This window comes from Sinimarinibacterium thermocellulolyticum, from assembly GCF_040327995.1.
Classification (GTDB): domain Bacteria; phylum Pseudomonadota; class Gammaproteobacteria; order Nevskiales; family Nevskiaceae; genus Solimonas; species Solimonas thermocellulolyticum.
Genome location: NZ_JBEPIJ010000001.1, coordinates 125,452 through 143,300, shown reverse-complemented (window position 1 = coordinate 143,300; position 17,849 = coordinate 125,452). Strand labels below are relative to the sequence as shown.

General features: G+C 66.5%; 21 protein-coding genes, 2 tRNA genes and 1 other RNA gene. 10 read left to right on the top strand and 14 right to left on the bottom strand.

Features of this window, described 5'->3' with window-relative positions; translation table 11 throughout:
* Window positions 1–58: 58 nt before the first annotated feature.
* The 5 genes from ABSH63_RS00730 to ABSH63_RS00710 all read left to right on the top strand — a co-directional run bounded on the left by ABSH63_RS00730 (window position 59) and on the right by ABSH63_RS00710 (window position 3,237).
* Entirely contained in the window at window positions 59–1,297 is a 1,239-nt protein-coding gene (locus tag ABSH63_RS00730; protein WP_352886468.1) for an aspartate kinase, read from the top strand.
* 115 nt (window positions 1,298–1,412) lie between these two features.
* Window positions 1,413–1,607, top strand: coding sequence for a carbon storage regulator CsrA (gene csrA, locus ABSH63_RS00725; RefSeq protein WP_352886467.1), 195 nt, complete (start codon window positions 1,413–1,415; stop codon window positions 1,605–1,607).
* A gap of 130 nt (window positions 1,608–1,737) precedes the next feature.
* A tRNA-Arg gene (locus ABSH63_RS00720) sits at window positions 1,738–1,814 on the top strand.
* A gap of 148 nt (window positions 1,815–1,962) precedes the next feature.
* Window positions 1,963–2,055 (top strand) — tRNA-Ser (locus ABSH63_RS00715).
* A gap of 177 nt (window positions 2,056–2,232) precedes the next feature.
* On the top strand, window positions 2,233–3,237 hold the full coding sequence (locus tag ABSH63_RS00710; RefSeq protein WP_352886465.1) for a class 1 fructose-bisphosphatase: 1,005 nt from the start codon (window positions 2,233–2,235) through the stop codon (window positions 3,235–3,237).
* A gap of 10 nt (window positions 3,238–3,247) precedes the next feature.
* Here the strand turns inward: ABSH63_RS00710 and ABSH63_RS00705 are convergent, their stop codons facing one another.
* Both ABSH63_RS00705 and ABSH63_RS00700 read right to left on the bottom strand, forming a co-directional pair.
* Entirely contained in the window at window positions 3,248–4,150 is a 903-nt protein-coding gene (locus ABSH63_RS00705; protein ID WP_352886901.1) for a DnaJ C-terminal domain-containing protein, read from the bottom strand.
* Window positions 4,151–4,354: 204 nt separating this feature from the next.
* Complete coding sequence (locus ABSH63_RS00700) at window positions 4,355–4,786, bottom strand: Hsp20/alpha crystallin family protein (RefSeq protein WP_352886464.1); 432 nt, start codon at window positions 4,784–4,786, stop codon at window positions 4,355–4,357.
* A 161-nt stretch (window positions 4,787–4,947) separates the two neighbouring features.
* Here ABSH63_RS00700 and ABSH63_RS00695 point away from each other — a divergent pair, with 161 nt between their 5' ends.
* Genes ABSH63_RS00695 through yihG form a run of 4 tightly spaced genes read left to right on the top strand, consistent with a single transcriptional unit; the run spans window position 4,948 to window position 8,505 of the window.
* On the top strand, window positions 4,948–6,555 hold the full coding sequence (locus ABSH63_RS00695; RefSeq protein ID WP_352886462.1) for a GMC family oxidoreductase: 1,608 nt from the start codon (window positions 4,948–4,950) through the stop codon (window positions 6,553–6,555).
* Window positions 6,552–7,049 carry a protease complex subunit PrcB family protein gene (locus ABSH63_RS00690; protein ID WP_352886460.1) on the top strand — a complete coding sequence of 166 codons (498 nt, stop codon included), beginning with the start codon at window positions 6,552–6,554 and terminating at the stop codon, window positions 7,047–7,049. The genes ABSH63_RS00695 and ABSH63_RS00690 overlap by 4 nt, the downstream gene beginning before the upstream one ends.
* 23 nt (window positions 7,050–7,072) lie before the next feature.
* The gene (locus tag ABSH63_RS00685; RefSeq protein WP_352886458.1) at window positions 7,073–7,522 is read left to right on the top strand and encodes a YybH family protein; all 450 of its coding nucleotides are present in this window, start codon (window positions 7,073–7,075) and stop codon (window positions 7,520–7,522) included.
* 38 nt (window positions 7,523–7,560) lie between these two features.
* Window positions 7,561–8,505: a 1-acylglycerol-3-phosphate O-acyltransferase, YihG family gene (gene yihG, locus ABSH63_RS00680; RefSeq protein ID WP_352886900.1), complete on the top strand. Its 945-nt coding sequence runs from the start codon at window positions 7,561–7,563 to the stop codon at window positions 8,503–8,505.
* Here the strand turns inward: yihG and ABSH63_RS00675 are convergent.
* The 5 genes from ABSH63_RS00675 to proC are packed head-to-tail and all read right to left on the bottom strand — an operon-like array spanning window position 8,480 to window position 12,053.
* A complete protein-coding gene (locus ABSH63_RS00675; protein ID WP_352886457.1) occupies window positions 8,480–8,908 on the bottom strand; it encodes a DUF4426 domain-containing protein in 429 nt (142 codons plus the stop codon). The genes yihG and ABSH63_RS00675 overlap by 26 nt on opposite strands.
* Complete coding sequence (gene metW, locus ABSH63_RS00670) at window positions 8,905–9,525, bottom strand: methionine biosynthesis protein MetW (protein WP_352886454.1); 621 nt, start codon at window positions 9,523–9,525, stop codon at window positions 8,905–8,907. The genes ABSH63_RS00675 and metW overlap by 4 nt, the downstream gene beginning before the upstream one ends.
* Window positions 9,522–10,670: a homoserine O-succinyltransferase MetX gene (gene metX / locus ABSH63_RS00665; RefSeq protein WP_352886453.1), complete on the bottom strand. Its 1,149-nt coding sequence runs from the start codon at window positions 10,668–10,670 to the stop codon at window positions 9,522–9,524. The genes metW and metX overlap by 4 nt, the downstream gene beginning before the upstream one ends.
* 10 nt (window positions 10,671–10,680) lie before the next feature.
* Window positions 10,681–11,238 (bottom strand): YggT family protein, encoded by a 558-nt coding sequence (locus ABSH63_RS00660; RefSeq protein ID WP_352886452.1) that lies wholly within the window; start codon window positions 11,236–11,238, stop codon window positions 10,681–10,683.
* Window positions 11,238–12,053 (bottom strand): pyrroline-5-carboxylate reductase, encoded by an 816-nt coding sequence (gene proC / locus ABSH63_RS00655; RefSeq protein ID WP_352886451.1) that lies wholly within the window; start codon window positions 12,051–12,053, stop codon window positions 11,238–11,240. Before proC ends, ABSH63_RS00660 begins: the two co-directional genes overlap by 1 nt.
* Window positions 12,054–12,199: 146 nt before the next feature.
* On the opposite strand from proC, the gene ilvA reads away from it, so the two are divergent.
* On the top strand, window positions 12,200–13,717 hold the full coding sequence (gene ilvA, locus ABSH63_RS00650; RefSeq protein WP_352886899.1) for a threonine ammonia-lyase, biosynthetic: 1,518 nt from the start codon (window positions 12,200–12,202) through the stop codon (window positions 13,715–13,717).
* A gap of 4 nt (window positions 13,718–13,721) precedes the next feature.
* Here ilvA and ABSH63_RS00645 read toward each other — a convergent pair whose 3' ends face one another.
* The 7 genes from ABSH63_RS00645 to ABSH63_RS00615 all read right to left on the bottom strand — a co-directional run bounded on the left by ABSH63_RS00645 (window position 13,722) and on the right by ABSH63_RS00615 (window position 17,831).
* On the bottom strand, window positions 13,722–14,189 hold the full coding sequence (locus ABSH63_RS00645; protein WP_352886449.1) for an EVE domain-containing protein: 468 nt from the start codon (window positions 14,187–14,189) through the stop codon (window positions 13,722–13,724).
* Window positions 14,174–14,725 carry a 5-formyltetrahydrofolate cyclo-ligase gene (locus tag ABSH63_RS00640; protein ID WP_352886448.1) on the bottom strand — a complete coding sequence of 184 codons (552 nt, stop codon included), beginning with the start codon at window positions 14,723–14,725 and terminating at the stop codon, window positions 14,174–14,176. The genes ABSH63_RS00645 and ABSH63_RS00640 overlap by 16 nt, the downstream gene beginning before the upstream one ends.
* Before the next feature lie 19 nt (window positions 14,726–14,744).
* Window positions 14,745–14,929: non-coding RNA, 6S RNA (gene ssrS, locus ABSH63_RS00635), on the bottom strand.
* Between the two features lie 67 nt (window positions 14,930–14,996).
* The gene (locus ABSH63_RS00630) at window positions 14,997–15,329 is read right to left on the bottom strand and encodes a cell division protein ZapA (RefSeq protein WP_352886447.1); all 333 of its coding nucleotides are present in this window, start codon (window positions 15,327–15,329) and stop codon (window positions 14,997–14,999) included.
* The gene (locus tag ABSH63_RS00625; RefSeq protein WP_352886445.1) at window positions 15,326–15,526 is read right to left on the bottom strand and encodes a hypothetical protein; all 201 of its coding nucleotides are present in this window, start codon (window positions 15,524–15,526) and stop codon (window positions 15,326–15,328) included. Before ABSH63_RS00625 ends, ABSH63_RS00630 begins: the two co-directional genes overlap by 4 nt.
* 174 nt (window positions 15,527–15,700) lie before the next feature.
* Window positions 15,701–17,110: a DegQ family serine endoprotease gene (locus tag ABSH63_RS00620; RefSeq protein WP_352886443.1), complete on the bottom strand. Its 1,410-nt coding sequence runs from the start codon at window positions 17,108–17,110 to the stop codon at window positions 15,701–15,703.
* An 88-nt stretch (window positions 17,111–17,198) separates the two neighbouring features.
* Window positions 17,199–17,831 (bottom strand): YbhB/YbcL family Raf kinase inhibitor-like protein, encoded by a 633-nt coding sequence (locus ABSH63_RS00615; protein WP_352886442.1) that lies wholly within the window; start codon window positions 17,829–17,831, stop codon window positions 17,199–17,201.
* Between the last annotated feature and the right edge of the window lie 18 nt (window positions 17,832–17,849).

Here is a 17,849-nt window from a genome sequence, read left to right as displayed (position 1 = left end):
AACGGTGAAACTGACAGCGACCGGAAACTAAAAACCAGCAACTGGAACGCGCTTTTCAATGGCACTCATCGTTCAGAAATACGGCGGCACGTCGATGGGCTCGGTGGAGCGCATCGAGCACGTGGCGCGCAAGGTGGCGTCGTGGCACCAACAGGGCCACCAGGTCGTCGTCGTGGTCTCGGCGATGTCGGGTGAGACCGATCGCCTGCTCAAGCTCGCGCGTTCGATCGATCCGCGCGGCAGCGCGCGCGAGTTCGACCAGATCGCCGCGACCGGCGAACAGGTCACCATCGGTCTGCTCGCGCTCGCGCTCGGCAAGCTCGGCGTGCAGAGCCGCTCGTACACCGGCTGGCAGGTGCCGATCGAAACCGACGACGCTCACATGAAGGCGCGCATCCAGAGAATCGACGGTGCGCGCCTGCTCGCGGATTGCGCGGCCGGCCGGGTGCCGGTCGTCGCCGGCTTTCAGGGCATCACCGCCGACGGTAGCGTCGCCACGCTCGGTCGCGGCGGCTCGGATACCACGGGCGTTGCGCTCGCCGCTGCGCTCAAGGCCGACGAGTGCCAGATCTATACCGATGTCGATGGCGTCTACACCACCGATCCACGCGTCGAGCCCAAGGCGCGGCGGCTGGACCGGATCACCTTCGAGGAAATGCTGGAGCTCGCCAGCCTCGGATCGAAGGTGCTGCAGATCCGCTCGGTGGAGTTCGCCGGAAAGTACAAGGTACCGCTGCGCGTGCTGTCGACCTTCGTCGAAGGTCCCGGCACGCTGATCACGCTCGACGAACCGCAATCAGGGGGCAACGTGGAAGAACCACTCATCTCCGGCATCGCTTTCAACCGCGACGAGGCCCAGATCACGATGACCGGCGTGCCGGACCGTCCGGGCATCGCCGCGGCGATTCTGGGCCCCATCGGCGACGCCAACATCGAAGTCGACATGATCGTGCAGAACGTCGGTGGCGATGGCGCCACCGACTTCACCTTCACCGTGCATCGCAACGACTACGAGCGTGCGCTCGAGATCATGCGCGGGGTCGCCGGCGAGCTGGGCGCCAAGGGCGTGGCCGGCGCGGCCGACATCGTCAAGGTGTCACTGGTCGGCGTCGGCATGCGCAGCCACGCGGGTGTGGCCTCGAAGATGTTCAAGTCACTGGCTGCGGCCGGCATCAACATCCGCATGATCTCGACCTCGGAGATCAAGATCTCGGTGGTCGTCGACGAAATGTATTTGGAACTCGCCGTGCGCACGCTGCACAAGGCCTTCGGTCTGGAGGGTACACCGGGAGCGTGAGCGTCGCCTTCCGGAGTCGTTTATCCACAGGCGATTAGCCCTTTTCGGGGGGTAGTGCGCCCTCGTCGTCTTCGGGACACTGTCACCATCCAGTGGATCGAGGAGGAAAGTACGGATGCTCATTCTCACCAGACGTGTCGGCGAAACCGTCGTCATCGGCGACGACATCGAAATCACGGTGCTCGGCGTCAAGGGCAATCAGGTCCGTATCGGTGTCAAGGCGCCGCGCGACGTCGCCGTGCATCGACAAGAGATCCTCGAGCGCATCCGCCGCGAGGGCGTGCTGACGGCGATCGAGGCTGCGGCCTGAGCATGGTCGCGGCCGCGCGCCGCGAGCATCGAGATCACAGTTCCGGCCAGGGTCTGCAGATATTTCTTTACGTCGACGACGACGGCCGCTAGAATCGCGGCCCTCGCGTCGTCGAAAGTCGCGGTCTTGAGCGCCCGTAGCTCAGCTGGATAGAGCACCAGGCTACGAACTTGGGGGTCGGAGGTTCGAATCCTTCCGGGCGCGCCATCCTGATTCGCGGGATGGATGACGATGCGAGTCGGCAGTCCGACGCGATGGCGCTTGCCGCCGCCTCCGGATTCTCCGGAACACCCGCGGATTTCTTCAGCGTGTATAGTCCGCGGCAGGGGCGAAAGGCCCTCAAGATCGTCGTCCCGGAGTGATGGCCGAGTGGACGAAGGCGCTCCCCTGCTAAGGGAGTATGCGGCCTAAAACCGCATCGAGGGTTCGAATCCCTCTCACTCCGCCACCCTTGCACAAAAGCCCCTCGGATGGGACTTTTGTGCAAGGGCTCATCGTCGCGGTGAGAGGGATTGCGGCCCGTTCGTGGGCCGCGGCTCGCCTCGCATCGGCTCCGATGCGGCTTGCATTCGTGCCGTGAGCCCGGACAATGCGCGGGCGATCCGTCATCACAGAGCGAGTGCGTATGACCCAGGTGTCGTTGGCGCGGTTTTTGATCGAGGAGCAGCGAGCGGGGCACATCACGCCGGATCTGCGCTTGCTGATCGAGGTGGTGGCGCGCGCGTGCAAATCGATCTCGCACGCGGTCAGCAAGGGGGCGCTCGGCGGCGTGCTCGGTGATGCCGGCACCGGCAATATCCAGGGCGAGGCGCAGAAGAAGCTGGACGTGCTGTCCAACGAGATTCTTCTGGAGGCGAACGAGTGGGGCGGACATCTGGCGGCCTGCGCGTCCGAAGAGATGGACCACTGCCAGCCGATTCCCAACGTCTATCCCAAGGGACATTACCTGCTGCTGTTCGATCCGCTCGACGGGTCGAGCAACATCGACGTGAACATCAGCGTCGGCACCATCTTCTCGGTGCTGCGCTGCCCGGATGGCATCAGCGAGGTGCGCGACGAACACTTCCTGCAGCCGGGCCGCACGCAGGTCGCGGCGGGCTACACCGTCTACGGCCCGAGCACGATGCTAGTGCTGACCGTCGGCAATGGCACGCACGCATTCACGCTCGATCGCGAACACGGCAGCTTCATCCTGACCCAGCGCGCGATGCGGATTCCCGAGGACACCAAGGAGTTCGCGGTCAATATGTCCAACCGGCGCCACTGGCATGCGCCGATGCAGCGCTACATCGACGAGTTGCTCGCCGGTAAGACCGGCCCGCGTGGCAAGGACTTCAACATGCGCTGGGTCGCCTCGATGGTCGCCGACGTGCATCGCATCCTCACGCGCGGCGGTATCTTCATTTACCCGCGCGACAAGAAAGACCCGGACAAGCCCGGCAAGCTGCGTCTGATGTATGAGGCCAATCCGATGAGTTTCATCGTCGAGCAGGCCGGCGGCGCCGCGACCAACGGCTACGAGCGCATCCTGGACTTGCAGCCGACGCAGCTGCACGAGCGGGTCGCGGTGTTCCTAGGCTCGAAGAACGAGGTGGAGATCGCCACGCGCTACCACCGCGAGGCGCAGTAGCGCAGCGTGCTCAGGCGCGGCGCGGATCAAAGCTGAAGCGCCGTGCCATTTCCGCGTAGAACGCGCGCTCGGCGTCGGTGTTCGCCGGCGGGGTGACCACTTGCAGGGTCACGTATTGGTCGCCCGCTACCGCGCCCGGCAAGCCGCGCCCCTTGAGGCGCATCTTGCGACCGCTCTGGCTGTTGGCCGGAAGGTTCAGCTCCACCGTGCCGCCGAGCGTCGGCACCGCGATCTTGCCGCCGAGCGCCGCCTCCCAGGGCGCGACCTTGAGCGTGTGGTAGATGTCCGAACCTTCGAGCTCGAACAGCGGATGCGGCAGCATCTCGATTTCGAGCAGCAGATCGCCGCCCTGACTGCCCTGGTTGGCCAGGCGAATGGTCTTACCCGGCGTGATGCCCTTGGGGATGCGGACTTTGAGCGTGCGGCCGCCGACGTTGATTTGCTTCTGCGCGCCGTGGAAGGAGTCCTCCAGCGTGATCGCGAGCCGCGCGCGTGTGTCCGCCACGGTGTCGGTGTCCATGCCGCCGAAGCCGCCGAACGGATCGGCGCGGCCGCCGCCCCTGGCGCCCATGCCACCGAAGAGCTGGGAAAAGAAGTCCGAGAAGCCGCCCAGATCCTCGGCGCTGCGGGTGCGGCCGCGTCCGAAGCCGAAGCCGCTCTCCCAGCCCGGCGGCGGCGTGAACGGCTGACCGGCTTTCCAGTTCGCCCCCAGCGCATCGTAGGCGCGACGCTTCTCGGGGTCGCTGAGGACCTCGTGGGCCTCGTTGATCTCCTTGAAGCGGTCTTCGGCGCCCTTGCTCGTGTTCTTGTCGGGATGGAATTCGCGCGCCAGCTTGCGATAGGCGCGCTTGATCTCGTCGGCACTGGCCGAGCGCGAGACACCGAGGATCTTGTAATAGTCCTTGTATTGCACCTTCACATCACCATCACGTCGAGCCGGACGATGCGACGGCGCCGCCGGCCGGGAACGTCATCCTGGACCGTCATCATAGATAAGGGCGATCGACCCATCTGCAAGATCGGCGGCGCGGGTGCGCCGTCCGTCGGTCGCGGGGCGCCCTTGATGCGAAAAGGCCCCTTCCGCCGCCGGCGGAAGGGGCCCATCGCGGCGTCATGCTCAGTTCGTGACGGCGATTTTGCGCGGCTGCGCCTGCGGGCGCTTGGGAATCACGATCTGCAGCACGCCGTTCTTGCCGCTGGCCGAAACACTGTCGGAGTCGACGGTGTCCGGCAGAACGAAGCGGCGCAGGAAGCGACCGGACGCGCGTTCGGAACGCTTACGCTCGATGCTGCCCTGTTCCACCGCAAGTTCGCGCGAACCGGACAGGGTCAATACGCCTTTTTCGAGCGTGACTTCGATGCTCGACGGCTCGATGCCAGGGACATCGGCGTAGATCATGAACTTGTCGCTGTACTCCTCGATGTCGACCGGCGGCGCCCAGTCGGCGGTCGCCGAGCTCGACGCATCGGCGACGCGCTCGAAATATCGGTTGAACTCGTTGAGCAGCTCGCGATGCAGTGCCCAGGGTTCGTAGCGGGTGATGCTCATGACAAAAACCTCCATTGCTATGCGGTAACGAACGACTTTGTGCCGCTAAAGTGGAGTCACGGGCCTGGATTTCAAGGCTGCGCTGGTCCTGCATCGCACGACGACGATGCGACGCTGCGCTAGCATTCACGGACGAACCGTCTTTCGATGCCGGGAGTGGTATGTACGACTTCGTGATCGTCGGCGGCGGCTCGGCCGGCTGTGTGCTGGCCAACCGCCTGAGCGCCGACGGCCGCCATCGCGTCTGTCTGCTGGAGGCCGGGCCGCCCGATGTGAGTCCGCTGATCCGCATGCCCGCGGGTGTACTGGCGATGATGCGCTCGGACGTCTACAACTGGAAGCTATGGACCGTCGAACAGCCCCAGCTGGGCGGGCGCCGCCTGTACTGGCCGCGTGGACGCACCCTCGGCGGCAGCTCGGCGATCAATGCGATGTGCGTGATTCGCGGTCACGCGGCGGATTACGATCACTGGGCCGCGCTCGGCAATCCCGGCTGGAGCTGGCGCGAGGTGCTGCCGTACTTCCGACGATTGGAGCACTTCGAGGCCGGCGCCGATGAGTGGCATGGCAGCAACGGGCCGCTCAACGTCGCGTCCTTGCGCCAACCCAATCCCTTGTCGGCGGTCTATCTGCAGGCGGCGCGCCAGGCCGGGCATGCCGACAACCTCGACTTCAACGGCGCGCAGCAGCTCGGCATGGGTTACTACCACGTCGCGCAGATAGGCGGCGAGCGCTGCAGCAACGCGCGCGCCTACCTGCATCCGGCGCGGGGTCGCGGCAACCTGAACGTGGTCACCCACGCTCGTGCAACCAAGCTTCTGTTCGAGGGCCGGCGCGCCGTTGGCGTGCGTTACTTTGACGGCCACGCGTACCGCGAGGTGTATGCGCGTCGTGAGGTGATTCTCAGTGCCGGTGCGGTGGGCTCGCCGCATCTGTTGCTGCTCTCCGGCATCGGACCGTGTGCATCGCTGCAACAATTCGCGATCAGCGTGGTACACGAGCTGCCGGGTGTCGGTCAGAACCTGCAGGATCACCTGGATGTCCTGGTAGGCATGCGCAGCAAAACGCGGCTCGGATTTTCGCTGCATCCGCTGTCGCTGCTGCGATCGCTCAAGGCCTTGTTTCAGTACGTGATGGGGCGGCGTGGCGAGCTGACCAGCAACGTCGCCGAGTGTGGCGGTTTTCTAAAGAGCGATCCGTCCGAGCCGTTGCCGGATCTGCAGTTCCACTTCGTGCCGATGGTCAACAGCTACCACGGACTCAAGCTGACGCCCCTGTTGCGCTTGTACGGTTACTCGATACTCGCCTGCGATCTGCGCCCGCGTTCTCGCGGCGAGATTCGCCTTGCCAGTCCCGATCCGCTGGCGCCGCCGGCGATCGATCCACGCTACCTCGATGACCCGCGCGACCTCGACAAGCTGGTCGTCGCCGTGCACAAGGCGCGCGAGATCTTCGCGCAACCCGCGTTCAGCCCGCATAATGCGCAGGAACTTGAGCCCGGCGCGGACGTGCAGAGCGACGAGGCGCTGCGACAGTGGATCCGTGAGCACGCGGAAACCCTCTATCACCCGGTGGGGACCTGCAAGATGGGCAATGACCGGCTCGCCGTGGTCGACGCACAGCTCAGGGTACACGGCGTCGGCGGCCTGCGAGTCGTCGATGCCTCCATCATGCCGACGCTGATCGGCGGCAACACCAACGTACCGACGACGATGATTGCGGAGAAAGGCGCAGACATGATTCTCGACGCAGCCAGGGCGGCGACATGAGCGCGAGCAGGCTCAAGGCACTGACGGCTGGGGTCGTGACGCTGTTGCTGTCGGCTTGTGCCCTACGTGGCTGGATCGGCGGCGGCGAGGCGATTCGCGTCACCGAAGCCGGCCGCGCGCAGCTGTGCTCGGCCGAGGACGACACCAGCCGGGTACATATTTTCGATTCCCCCGCGGCGGTGATCGACTGGCAGGAGCGCACCGGCATCCGGCTCGCCGAGTTCAAGGATCTCGAGCGCGGTCGCTACGCATTGATCGAAATGGGCCAGCGCCATACCGGCGGCTACGGCCTCGCGGTCAGCCGCGAGGCGCGCATCGTCGGCAACACGCTGCGCCTGGTCGCCACCTTCTTCTCGCCGAAAGCGGGTTCGATGCGCACCCAGATGATCACCAGTCCCTGCGTGCTGGTGCACCTGACCGAGGGCGATTACGTCGGCGTCGAGGTCTACGACCAGAACGGCGAGCTGCGCGCTGCCAGTCAGGGTGCGCGATGAGTCGGGCACGAGGTGTGGCTCCCGTGCTGGCATTCGCCGCCGCGCTCGTGGTCGCTGGCACCCGAGCGCAGAGCGCGAACGACGATGCGGTCAAGGCGGTGGTCGACGACTTCCACCGCGCGCTCGTCCAGCGCGATCGCGATACGGCCCTCAAGCTGCTGATGCCCAATGCGGTGATCTTCGAGACCGGGTACGTCGAAGCCAGCCGCGAACAGTACGCCGCCGGGCATCTGGACGCCGACATGCTCTATGCCGCCACCGTGCAGCGCCAGGTGGTGCATCGCGAATCGGCGGTTTCCGGCGACATGGCACTGGTGATCACGCAGGCGCGCCACACGGGCGAGTTCCAGGGTGAGCCGGTCAATCTGACCAACACCGAGACCATGGTCCTGCGCCGCAGCGCCGGAACCTGGAAGATCCTCCACATCCACTGGTCGGGGCACGAGCCGGCCGGGCCCGCGGCAGTGCCCTGATGCGCATGCCGGTCGGCGAGACGCAAATGGGCAGAGGCATGCTCGGTTCTCTGCCAGCCTGGCTGCGCGGGGCCATCATGTCGCTGCTGCTGGTCGCCAACACGCTGTTCTGGGCGGTGCCGGTCTATGCCGCCATCTTGCTCAAACTGCTGTCGCCCAGGGGGCGCGCGCGCGATGCCGCATCGCGCTTGACCGCGGCGCTCGCGCAGCGCTGGGCGATGGTGAACGTGGTGATGGTCGATGCGCTGCTTTGCATCCGCTGGGATTTGCACATCGACGCGGATCTGAGCCCCAGTGGCCAGTATCTGGTCTGTGCCAACCACCAGAGCTGGAACGACATAGTGGTCTTGCTCAAGACCTTCGGCCGTAAGGCGCCGTTCTTCAAGTTCTTCATCAAGCAGGAGCTGATCTGGGTTCCGGTGCTGGGGCTGGCGTGGTGGGGTCTGGACTACCCGTTCATGAAGCGCTACAGCAAGCAAGCGCTGGACAAGAATCCCGCGCTGCGCGGCAAGGATCTGGAGACCACGCGCGAGGCCTGCGCCAAGTACCGCAACCAGCCGGTCATGATCCTGAACTTTCTCGAAGGCACGCGCTTTACCGCCGAGAAGCACGCGCGCACCGGCTCGCCGTACCAGCACCTGCTCAAGCCCAAGGCCGGTGGTTTCGCCTTCACGCTGTCGGCACTGGGCGAGCGGCTCAACTCGCTGCTCGACGTGACCATCGTCTATCCGCAGGGCGCGATGGGGTTCTGGGACTTTCTCGCCGGGCGCGTGCACCACGTCGTCGTCGAAGTGCGCCAGCTCACGATTCCGCACGATCTCTACGTGGGCGATTACGAGAACGACGCCGAGTTTCGCGCGCGTTTCCAAGCGTGGATCGGCGAGTTGTGGCAGGCCAAGGACCGGCGCATCGGCGAGCTGCTGGCCGAGGCCGGCGTTCGGCCCTACGCGGTCGGCATCAGTCCCGATAGAACTGCTGCCTGAACTTGATCGGCAGCGGCGTGTTCGCGCCCTGCGGCAGCACCTGAGCGGCGATGGTCATGAACTCGCCATCGAGCGTCTGGAACGTGGCGACGAGGTAATGCACATCGGCCTCGCGCACCGGACGCAGATCGAGCTTCTGTACGTGGCCGAGCAGGGTCGTCGCCGTGCCGGTCGCGGTCGCCGGCACCGGCAGATAGCCCCCGTCGACCCGTTGCTGCGCGTTGAGCACCAGAAGGATCTCGTTACGCGTGCGGCGGACGCCGAACTGACGCGCGACCTCGGGTGTCAGCGCCGTGGTGTTGATCGCCGCGTAGTGCACGCGGTACTCCCCGGCGTCGACGAACTGCTCGGCGGCGGCGCCCAGGCTCAAGATCGTGAGGACGAAAGCGGCGAGGATTCTCATCGGACCGACGTCGGCGCTTGCAGCATGTACAGCGCGATCTCGCAGAACAGATTGGGCGCCAGGCGGATGCGTGCGCCTTCGCGATGCGAGCGGTCGAGCAGGCGCCGGCTGAGAATGCGCCAGTTGCGCTCGGCGCACAGTTGCTCGAAGTCGTCGACCGTGCACAGGTGGATGTTCGGCGAGTCGTACCAGCGGTCCGGCAGCGCCGGCGTCACCGGCATGCGGCCGGCGGCGAGGGCTGCGCGCACGCGCCAGTGGCCGAAGTTGGGGAAGGTGACGATGCCGACGCGGCCGACACGCAGGATTTCGGTGACCGCGTCGTCCGGCCGCTGCAGCGCCTGCAGCGCCAGGTTCATCACCACGTAGTCGAACGAGCCGTCGTCGAAGTCGCGCAGGCCGTCGTCGAGGTCGGCTTGAATCACGTTGATCCCGGCGGCGATGCAGCGCGCGACCTTTTCCGGGTCGAGTTCGAGGCCGTAGCCGCTGACGCCGTGATGTGCCGACAGGTAGGACAGCAGGGCACCGTCGCCACAGCCAAGGTCGAGGATGCGGCTGCCCGGACGTATCCAGTCGCACAGCAGCGCGAGGTCGGGGCGCAGCACGGATGTGCGCGTCATGTGCCGGCCTCGCGGGCGACGCGGTCGAGATAGTCGCGCAGCACGCGCAGGTACTGCGGGATCGGCATCAAAAAGTCGTCGTGCCCCAGCGTCGACTCGATCAGCGCATACGAGACGTCGCGCCCGGCGCGCACCAGAGCCTGCACGATCTCGCGCGAGCGCTGCGGCGAGAAGCGCCAGTCGCTGGAGAAGGCGATCACCAGAAAGCGCGCCTGCGCGCGCCTGAACGCGGCCGCCAGATCGTCGCCGAACTCGCGCGCGGGATCGAAGTAATCCAGCGCCTTGGTCATCAGCAGGTAGGTATTGGCATCGAAGCGCTCGACGAAGGATTGACCCTGATAGCGCAGATAACTCTCGACCTCGAACTCCACGTCGAAGTTGAAGCTGAACTGGTTGCCGCGTTGCAAACGCCCGAACTTGGCGCGCATCGCCTCGTCGGACAGATAGGTGATGTGGCCGAGCATGCGCGCGAGCTTGAGCCCGTGCGTCGGGACGACGCCGTGGTCGTAGAAGCGGCCGCCGTGGAAGTTGGGATCCGACAAAATGGCCTGCCGCGCGATCTCGTTGAACGCGATGTTCTGCGCCGAGAGCTTCGGTGCCGCCGCGATGACCAGCGCGTGCGCCACACGCTCGGGCTGATCGATGGTCCACTGCATCACTTGCATGCCGCCGAGGCTGCCGCCGACGACCGCGGCCCAGCGGCGGATGCCGAGCGCATCGGCGAGCAGAGCCTGCGACCGCACCCAGTCGCGCACGGTCAGCAGCGGAAAATCGGGGCCGTATGGCTTGCCGGTGGCGGGGTTGAGCGAGTTGGGGCCGGTCGATCCGCGGCAGCCGCCGAGATTGTTCAGCGAGACGACGAAGAAGCGTCGCGTGTCGATCGGCTTGCCCGGGCCGATGCAGCTCTCCCACCAGCCGGGCTTGCGGTCCGATATGTCGTGATAACCGGCGGCGTGGTGGTCCCCGGACAGCGCGTGACAGACGAGCACGGCATTGCTGCGCGCGGCATTGAGCGTGCCGTAGGTTTCGATCATCAACTCGTGCTGCGGCAGCGTGCGCCCGCAGTCCAGCGTCAATGGCTGCGTGATCGGCACACGCCGGGGCATGACCAGCCCCACGGAATCGGCGGGGAAGTCGGCGGCCATCGTTCTGGCCTCAGCGGAAGGCGCCGGGCAGCGGCAGCAGACGGTTGAGCACCTGCAACAGCAGGATCACCGCGAGCGGCGACAGGTCGAGGCCGGACAGCGGCGGGATGATGCGGCGTGCCGGCCGCAGCAAGGGTTCGTTCATGCTCCACAGGATGTTGCTCGCCGGGTTGTTCACGCCGGGTCCGAGCCAGGACAGGATTGCCTGCACGAAGATCGTGAAGGTGTAGAGGTTCACCGTCAGCACCAGCAGCTTGAGCGTCGCGGCGAGCACGAGCGCCGGCGTGCCGTAGCGCAGGTTGAGGATGCCGTCGATCACGTGCACGTAGATCAGCGCGATCAGCGCCGCGACCAGCAGCGCGCCGGTGTTGACATGGCGCAGGTTCGGCATGAACGGCCGCAGCCAGTCGGTCGGATAGCGCGTGAGCTGCCAGATCGCCTGCGAGATCGGGTTGTAGAACTCGGCGCGCGTGGCCTGCAGGATGATGCGCAGCAGATAGGCCCAGAGCACCAAGTCGAACAGCGTGGTGATCAGAAACAGCATGGCGTTGGAAGCGTTCGCGCCCATCAGGCCTCCCGATCGAGCATGGCGCCGAGTTCTGCACCGCGACGGGCCGCGGCGGCCACCGCCTGCTTGACGAGGTCGCTGAGGCCGCCGGCTTCGAAGCGCTGCAGGGCGGCCTCGGTGGTGCCACCCTTGGAGGTCACGCGCGCGCGCAGCTCGGCGACGTCGTCGTCCCCTGCGGCCATGCGCGCGGCGCCGATGAAGGTCTGGCGAGCGAGCCGCGCCGCGGTCTCTGGCGCCAGCCCGAGCGCGACCCCGGCCTCGCGCAGGGCTTCGGTCAGTGCAAAGTAGTACGCCGGCCCCGAGCCTGAGACCGCGGTCACCGCGTCCATCTGCGACTCTTCGTCGAGCCAGACATAGTCCCCGGCGGCGCCGAGAATGGACTCCGCCAGCGCGCGCGCGGAGGCGGGCGTGGTCGGCGGCGCGTACAGGCCGCTGATGCCGGCACCGAGCAGCGCCGGTGTGTTCGGCATGCTGCGCACGTAGTGCAGGTGGGCGCCGAGCCAACGGCGCAGGCTGGCGAGCGCAAGGCCGGCGGCGATCGAGATCACCGTCGTGCCGGCCTGCGGCCGCAGGCCGGCGAGTGCCTCGCGCATCTGCTGCGGCTTGACCGCGAGCACGAGGGCTTCGGCCCCATCGATCGCCGCCGCCGCGTCGGCGAAGACCTCGACGCCGAAGCGCTGCCGCAGCCACGCGCGGCGCTCGTCGCCGATCTCGGCGACGCGGATGCGCGCGGCGTCGTGGCCGGCGGTCAGCAGCCCGCCGATCAGGCTGGCGGCCATGTTGCCGCCGCCGATGAAAGCAATGCGCGAGGACATGCTCGTGAGCGTGCAGGGGAGCGTGCAAGTGCGCGGTATCATAGGGCATTGCCCAGCGCTGCTCATCCGGGTGGCGCAGACGATTCGGTTAGGGAGCTTCCACCTTGACGCCGCCATCCCGGGCCGCCGCCCATGACCTCTCGCGACTGCTCGCCAGCTATCGCGCCCGCATCGAGGCGGCCAAGGTGTACGACGTGGCGGTGATCAGCGCGCTCGAGGAAGCGCGCAAGCTGTCGCAGCGGCTCAACAACCGCGTGCTGCTCAAGCGCGAGGACCAGCAGTCGGTGCACTCGTTCAAGCTGCGCGGCGCCTACAACCGCATCGCGCAAATGTCCGCGGCCGAGCGTGCACGCGGCGTGATCACCGCATCGGCCGGCAATCACGCACAGGGCGTGGCGCTGGCGGCCCGGCAGTTGGGGTTGACGGCCTGGATCGTGATGCCGCGGACCACGCCAGCGCTCAAGGTCGAATCGGTGCGCGCGCTCGGCGGCAGGGCGATCCTGCACGGCGACGCCTACGACGACGCGCGCGAGCATGCGCTCGCGCTCGCCGCCGAAAGGGGCATGACCATGGTGCACCCTTACGACGATCCGGATGTGATCGCCGGCCAGGGTACCATCGGCCGCGAGCTGCTCGAACAGTGCGGCGAGCTGGATGCCGTGTTCGTGCCAGTGGGCGGCGGCGGTCTGCTCGCCGGCGTGGCGGCGTGGATCAAATCGGTGCGGCCGAAGACCCGGGTCATCGCGGTCGAGCCGGACGACTCCAACTGCTTCGAGGCGGCGATGCGCGCCGGACGGCGCGTCGTGTTGCCGCAGGTCGGCCTGTTCGCCGATGGCGTCGCGGTGCGCCAGATCGGCGAGGAGAACTTCCGTGTCGCCCGTCACCTGGTCGACGCCTGCGTCACCGTCAACGTCGATGAGATCTGCGCGGCCACACGGGACGTCTTCTACGACAATCGCTCGCTGCCCGAACCCGCCGGCGCGCTGGCCGTCGCCGGGCTCAAGCGCTGGGTGCACGAGAACCACGTCAGCGGCAAGACGCTGGCGGCGATCGTCTCCGGTGCCAATCTCAACTTCGACCGGCTGCGCCACATTGCCGAGCGCGCGGAGCTCGGCGACGAGGCGGAGATGCTGCTCGCGGTGACCATCGAGGAGCGGCCCGGTGCCTACAAGCGCTTCCTCAAGCACATCGGCAAACGGCTGATCACCGAATTCAACTACCGCTACAGCTCGGCCGAAGCCGCGCACATCTTCGTCGGCATCCGTATCACCGATGGCGCCGAGCAGCGCAGCGCGGTGCTGCAGAGTCTGCGCGATGCCGGTTACGAGGTCATCGACATGAGCGGCAACGAGATGGCGAAGCTGCACGTGCGCTTCATGGTCGGCGGCCGTTGCCCGGGGCTCAAGGATGAGCGTCTGTTCCGCTTCGAGTTCCCCGAGCGGCCCGGCGCCGCGCTGGATTTTCTCAATGCGATCGGCTCGCGCTGGAACATCTCGCTGTTCCACTACCGCAATCACGGTGCGGCCTACGGGCGCGTGCTCTGCGGCCTGCAGGTGCCGCAGAAACAATGGGCCGAGTGCCGGCGTTCGCTCGACGCACTCGGCTATGCCTACGTCGAGGAGAGTGACAACCCGGCCTACCGGCTGTTTCTCGGCACGGACTGAGCCGCTATTCGCCGGCGAGCTTGAGCACGTAGTCCCAGTGTTCGGGGCGTACCGGCGTCACCGACAGGCGCGAGCCGCGGGCGAGCACCAGCATGCCCTTGAGCTGCGCCTCGTGCGCGCGCAGCGTCGCCAGCGTCACCGGCTTGTCGAGCTTTCGTTCGAACTGCACGTCGACCTGGAGCCAGCGCGGGTTCTCGCGTGTGGACTTGGGATCGTAGTGATCGGCCTTAGGGTCGAACTGGGTCGGGTCGGGATAGGCGTTGGAGACGATGCGCATCACGCCGACCACACCCGGCTCGGCGCAGCTCGAGTGATAGAAAAAGGCCCTATCGCCGATTCTCATCTCGTCGCGGAACATGTTACGCACCTGGTAGTTGCGTACCCCATCCCATCCGGAGATCTGGTTCGGGCGCTTGGCCAGATCGTCGATCGAAAAGCAATCGGGTTCCGATTTCATCAGCCAATAGGCCATACCACCCCTCGTTCGGTGACGATGCCGTCCAGGCGTCGATCCCAGGGATCGCGCGGCACGGCGGGGATCTGCTGCTGCGCCAGTGCCCAGCCCAGGCAGGTCGGGCGTGTGGCGTGGCGGCGCGCGAACAGGCGGTCGTAGTAGCCGCCGCCGGCGCCCAGACGATAGCCGCTGCGATCGAAGCCGACCAGTGGCACGATGATGAGGTCGAGTTCACGCCACGGGCGCATCGGTGCCCGTCGCGGTTCGTCGATGCCGTGCTGGTTGCGCCGCATTGCCGCGCCCGGACGCCAGGCGAGGAAGCGCATGCTGCCCTGCGCGCCGATGCGCGGTACGTAAAGGCGCTTGCCGTCGCGCAAGGCGAGCCGGATCAAGGGATCGGTGGGCAGTTCGCTGCCGCAAGCCAGATAGATACCGACGTGGCGGGCGACGCGCCAGGCGCGTGTGCGCGCGAGAACGGCAGTGGCGCGCTCTGCGGCGCGTGCGCGCGCTGCCACGGGCACACGCGCACGCTGCTGCCGCAGTTCGCGGCGCAAGGCGTGCTTGCGTAGGGTGGTGTCTCCCGCCTGTGCCGTCATCCGGTCATCGACCTTGAGACAGCGTCTCAAGTGGGCACCTCGCCTTGCCATCGGGCTTCCCACTGCGAAGGTGGGCCTGCACACCCGGCACGGCTACGGCTCCCTTTCGGTGCAAATAGGCTCAAGGGGTTCCAGACCGGTCGTCGAACACCGCAGGAGACACCTGGAAAGCATATCACTGCGGATGTGGGAACGTTTTTGCCGGTGGTCGCGCCGACGTCGCCGCGCGTCACTCCATCGACAGCGACGAGTCGATGTCCAGGGACAGTTGCCGCAGCCGGTGAACGGATTCGGGGCTGGCGCTGGCGACGCCTTCGACGCCCTTGAGTTCGAGCAGTTCGCGGGCGATGTTGAGCGCCGCCATGACCGCGATCTTCTCGGTGCCCAGGGCCTTGCCGCGGCGGCGGATGCTGGTCATGCGCTCGTTGAGAAAGTCCGCGGACTTCACCAGCGCTTCGTGCTCCTCGGCTGGGCAGATCACGCTGTACTCCTTGCCCATGATGCGCACGGTGATCGACAGCGGTTCTTGAGCCGGCTTGGCGGCCGATTCCTTGCTGTTCACACTTCGTGCTCCGATTCGGATTCGAGTGAGCGCACGCGTTCGACGATGCCCTCGATGCGCCGCCGCAACTCGGCGTTGAGTGCGAGCAGGCGATCGCGCTCCTGCATTGCGCGCTTCTGTTCGAGCCGTGCCTGCCGGTAGGCCGCGATCAAACGTTGCACGCGTTCTTCGAGTTGCTGGATTTCGGCGTCGATCATTGAACGGCTGTGTCCAGTGTGCCTCGTCCAGTTTCCAGCAAAAGATCGGCGCGGGCAACGGCGCGCGCGGCTGTTCAGGCGTGTCGAGGCGTGCCTCTGGCGCGCCTTGGCGCAGACGCGCCCGGGGGACCATCCCCGGGCACGTCCGCGACAAACTCCGAACGGGAGGGTGCGCTATTGCAGCAGCAGGAACATCGCCCCCTGACCGCGACGGATGTGCAGCAGCAACTGGCCCTTGTTTCTCGCCTGGGCACGGAAGGCTTCCATCGTCGTCACCGGCTGGCGGTTCACTGACAGGATCACATCGCCCTGGCGCAGGCCGGCGCGTGCGGCGGGCGATCCGGGCTGCACCGATTGCACGACGATGCCGCGGTCGGCGGCGACGTCGCGCGCGGCGTCGTCCACCGGCGCAAACGTGGCGCCGGCCAGGCGCGGATGCAATTCCTCCCCGGTGGACGCGGCCTCGTCATCCTTGCCGACGGTGACGGTCAGCTTCTTCTCCTTGCCGTTGCGCAACACCTTGAGCGTTACCTTGTCGCCCACGCGCAGCAGGCCGACGATGTTGCGCAATTGCAGGAAATCAGTGATCGGCTTGCCATTGGCTTCGATGATGATGTCCTCGGGCTTGAGGCCGGCCTTCTGGGCGGGCGAATCCGGCAGCACGCGCGTGACCACGGCGCCCCGGGTGTTTTCGAGGCCGAAGGCCTTGGCCAGTTCCGGCGTCAGCGGCTGGCCCATGATGCCGATGCGGCCGCGCTCGACCTCGCCGTGCTCAATGAGCTGATCCATGATGCTCTTGGCGAGGTTCACCGGGATCGCAAAGCCGATGCCGATGTTGCCGCCCGAGCGCGAGAAGATCATCGACGGAATGCCGACGAGCTCGCCGCGCAGGTTGACCAGCGCGCCGCCGGAATTGCCCGGATTGATCGACGCGTCGGTCTGGATGAAGTCACCATAACCGTTGGACACGCCGGTGCGGCCCAGCGCGCTGACGATGCCGCTGGTCACGGTCTGACGCAGATTGAACGGCGAACCGATGGCGACGACGAAGTCGCCCACCTCCAGCGCGTCCGAGTCGCCCAGACGCACCGCGGTGAGCTTGTCCGCCTTCACCTTGAGCACGGCGACGTCGGTTTCCGGGTCGCCGCCCACCAACTCGGCATCGAACTCGCGGTCGTCGTTGAGGTAGACCTTGATCTCTTTGGCGCGCTCGACGACGTGGTTGTTGGTGAGGATGTAACCGTTACGGGCATCGACGACGACACCCGAGCCGACCGACTGGAACTCGCGTTCGCGCGGCATGTCCGGCACACCGAAGAAGCGCCGGAACATCGGGTCGTCCATGAAGGGGCCGAACGGATTCTGCACCTCCACTTCGCCGGTGACCGAGATGTTCACCACGCCGGGCATCACCTGCTTGAGCATGGGCGCCAGCGTCGGCAGCCCCTGCTGCGTCGCGGGGGTGCTCAAGGGGATGTCGGCGCGGGCCGGTTCCGGTGTGCTGGTGAGCATCAGCGCGCTGGCGATGATCGATGCGGAAACCGCAAGCGGCGCCAGGATTTTGACGGCGATATGTTGGGACATCGGGATCCTTGTGGTTAGTCGGTCTGCACGAGCTGCAGCGGACCTCTGACCGCGATGCAGCATGTGAGTTTCATGCGCGGGTCTGCGCTCAGCGCAGCTTGATGGAGGGATTGAGGCTGTAGCGGCCGGTCAGGCCGCCTTGGGCGAGAACATGTCCATCCAGCGCCTTGCGCAGGTCGGCCAGCGTGAACGCCTCGCCGACCTCGCAACGGTCCAGGTCGGTGGCATAGACCTCGAAGCGATAGTGGTGCACGCGCGCATCGTTCCACGGCGGACACGGTCCGTCGTAGCCCAGATAGCGGCCGTCCATGTCGGGGTCGCCCTTGAACCAGCCGGTGTAGTCGTTCAGGCCTTGACGCGCGCCGGGCGGCCCAGGGGGCTGGGCTTTGCCGCGCGCGGTCACCGCATTCGAGCAGCTGCCCTCGGCGATCTCGGTTACGTGTGCCGGCACGTCCACCATCAGCCAGTGCACGAATTCGGCGCGCGGCAGGTCCACGGGCACCTGCCGCCCCTCTTGATTGACGTCGTCGGGCCGGGTCGGCGCGTCGGCATCGATACAGGTGATCACGAAGCTGCGTGTGCCCGGGGGTGCGCCGCTCCAGGCCAAATGCGGATTGCGATTCTGGGACAGTCGCACGTGCGTCGTCGGCGATTTGACGGCGAAGGCGCAGCGCCCGGGGATGCGACCATTGGCACGAAAGCTGCGGCTCACGACTTTCATTTTGCGGATCTCTGGTGT

Bases quoted from the DNA above. Each gene is read 5' to 3' on its own strand.
- ABSH63_RS00730 (WP_352886468.1), top strand. From the start codon at position 59: ATGGCACTCATCGTTCAGAAATACGGCGGCACGTCGATGGGCTCGGTG.
- csrA (WP_352886467.1), top strand. From the start codon at position 1,413: ATGCTCATTCTCACCAGACGTGTCGGCGAAACCGTCGTCATCGGCGAC.
- ABSH63_RS00710 (WP_352886465.1), top strand. From the start codon at position 2,233: ATGACCCAGGTGTCGTTGGCGCGGTTTTTGATCGAGGAGCAGCGAGCG.
- ABSH63_RS00700 (WP_352886464.1), bottom strand. From the start codon at position 4,786: ATGAGCATCACCCGCTACGAACCCTGGGCACTGCATCGCGAGCTGCTC.
- ABSH63_RS00695 (WP_352886462.1), top strand. From the start codon at position 4,948: ATGTACGACTTCGTGATCGTCGGCGGCGGCTCGGCCGGCTGTGTGCTG.
- ABSH63_RS00690 (WP_352886460.1), top strand. From the start codon at position 6,552: ATGAGCGCGAGCAGGCTCAAGGCACTGACGGCTGGGGTCGTGACGCTG.
- yihG (WP_352886900.1), top strand. From the start codon at position 7,561: ATGCTCGGTTCTCTGCCAGCCTGGCTGCGCGGGGCCATCATGTCGCTG.
- ABSH63_RS00675 (WP_352886457.1), bottom strand. From the start codon at position 8,908: ATGAGAATCCTCGCCGCTTTCGTCCTCACGATCTTGAGCCTGGGCGCC.
- metW (WP_352886454.1), bottom strand. From the start codon at position 9,525: ATGACGCGCACATCCGTGCTGCGCCCCGACCTCGCGCTGCTGTGCGAC.
- metX (WP_352886453.1), bottom strand. From the start codon at position 10,670: ATGGCCGCCGACTTCCCCGCCGATTCCGTGGGGCTGGTCATGCCCCGG.
- ABSH63_RS00660 (WP_352886452.1), bottom strand. From the start codon at position 11,238: ATGGGCGCGAACGCTTCCAACGCCATGCTGTTTCTGATCACCACGCTG.
- proC (WP_352886451.1), bottom strand. From the start codon at position 12,053: ATGTCCTCGCGCATTGCTTTCATCGGCGGCGGCAACATGGCCGCCAGC.
- ABSH63_RS00645 (WP_352886449.1), bottom strand. From the start codon at position 14,189: ATGGCCTATTGGCTGATGAAATCGGAACCCGATTGCTTTTCGATCGAC.
- ABSH63_RS00625 (WP_352886445.1), bottom strand. From the start codon at position 15,526: ATGATCGACGCCGAAATCCAGCAACTCGAAGAACGCGTGCAACGTTTG.
- ABSH63_RS00620 (WP_352886443.1), bottom strand. From the start codon at position 17,110: ATGTCCCAACATATCGCCGTCAAAATCCTGGCGCCGCTTGCGGTTTCC.
- ABSH63_RS00615 (WP_352886442.1), bottom strand. From the start codon at position 17,831: ATGAAAGTCGTGAGCCGCAGCTTTCGTGCCAATGGTCGCATCCCCGGG.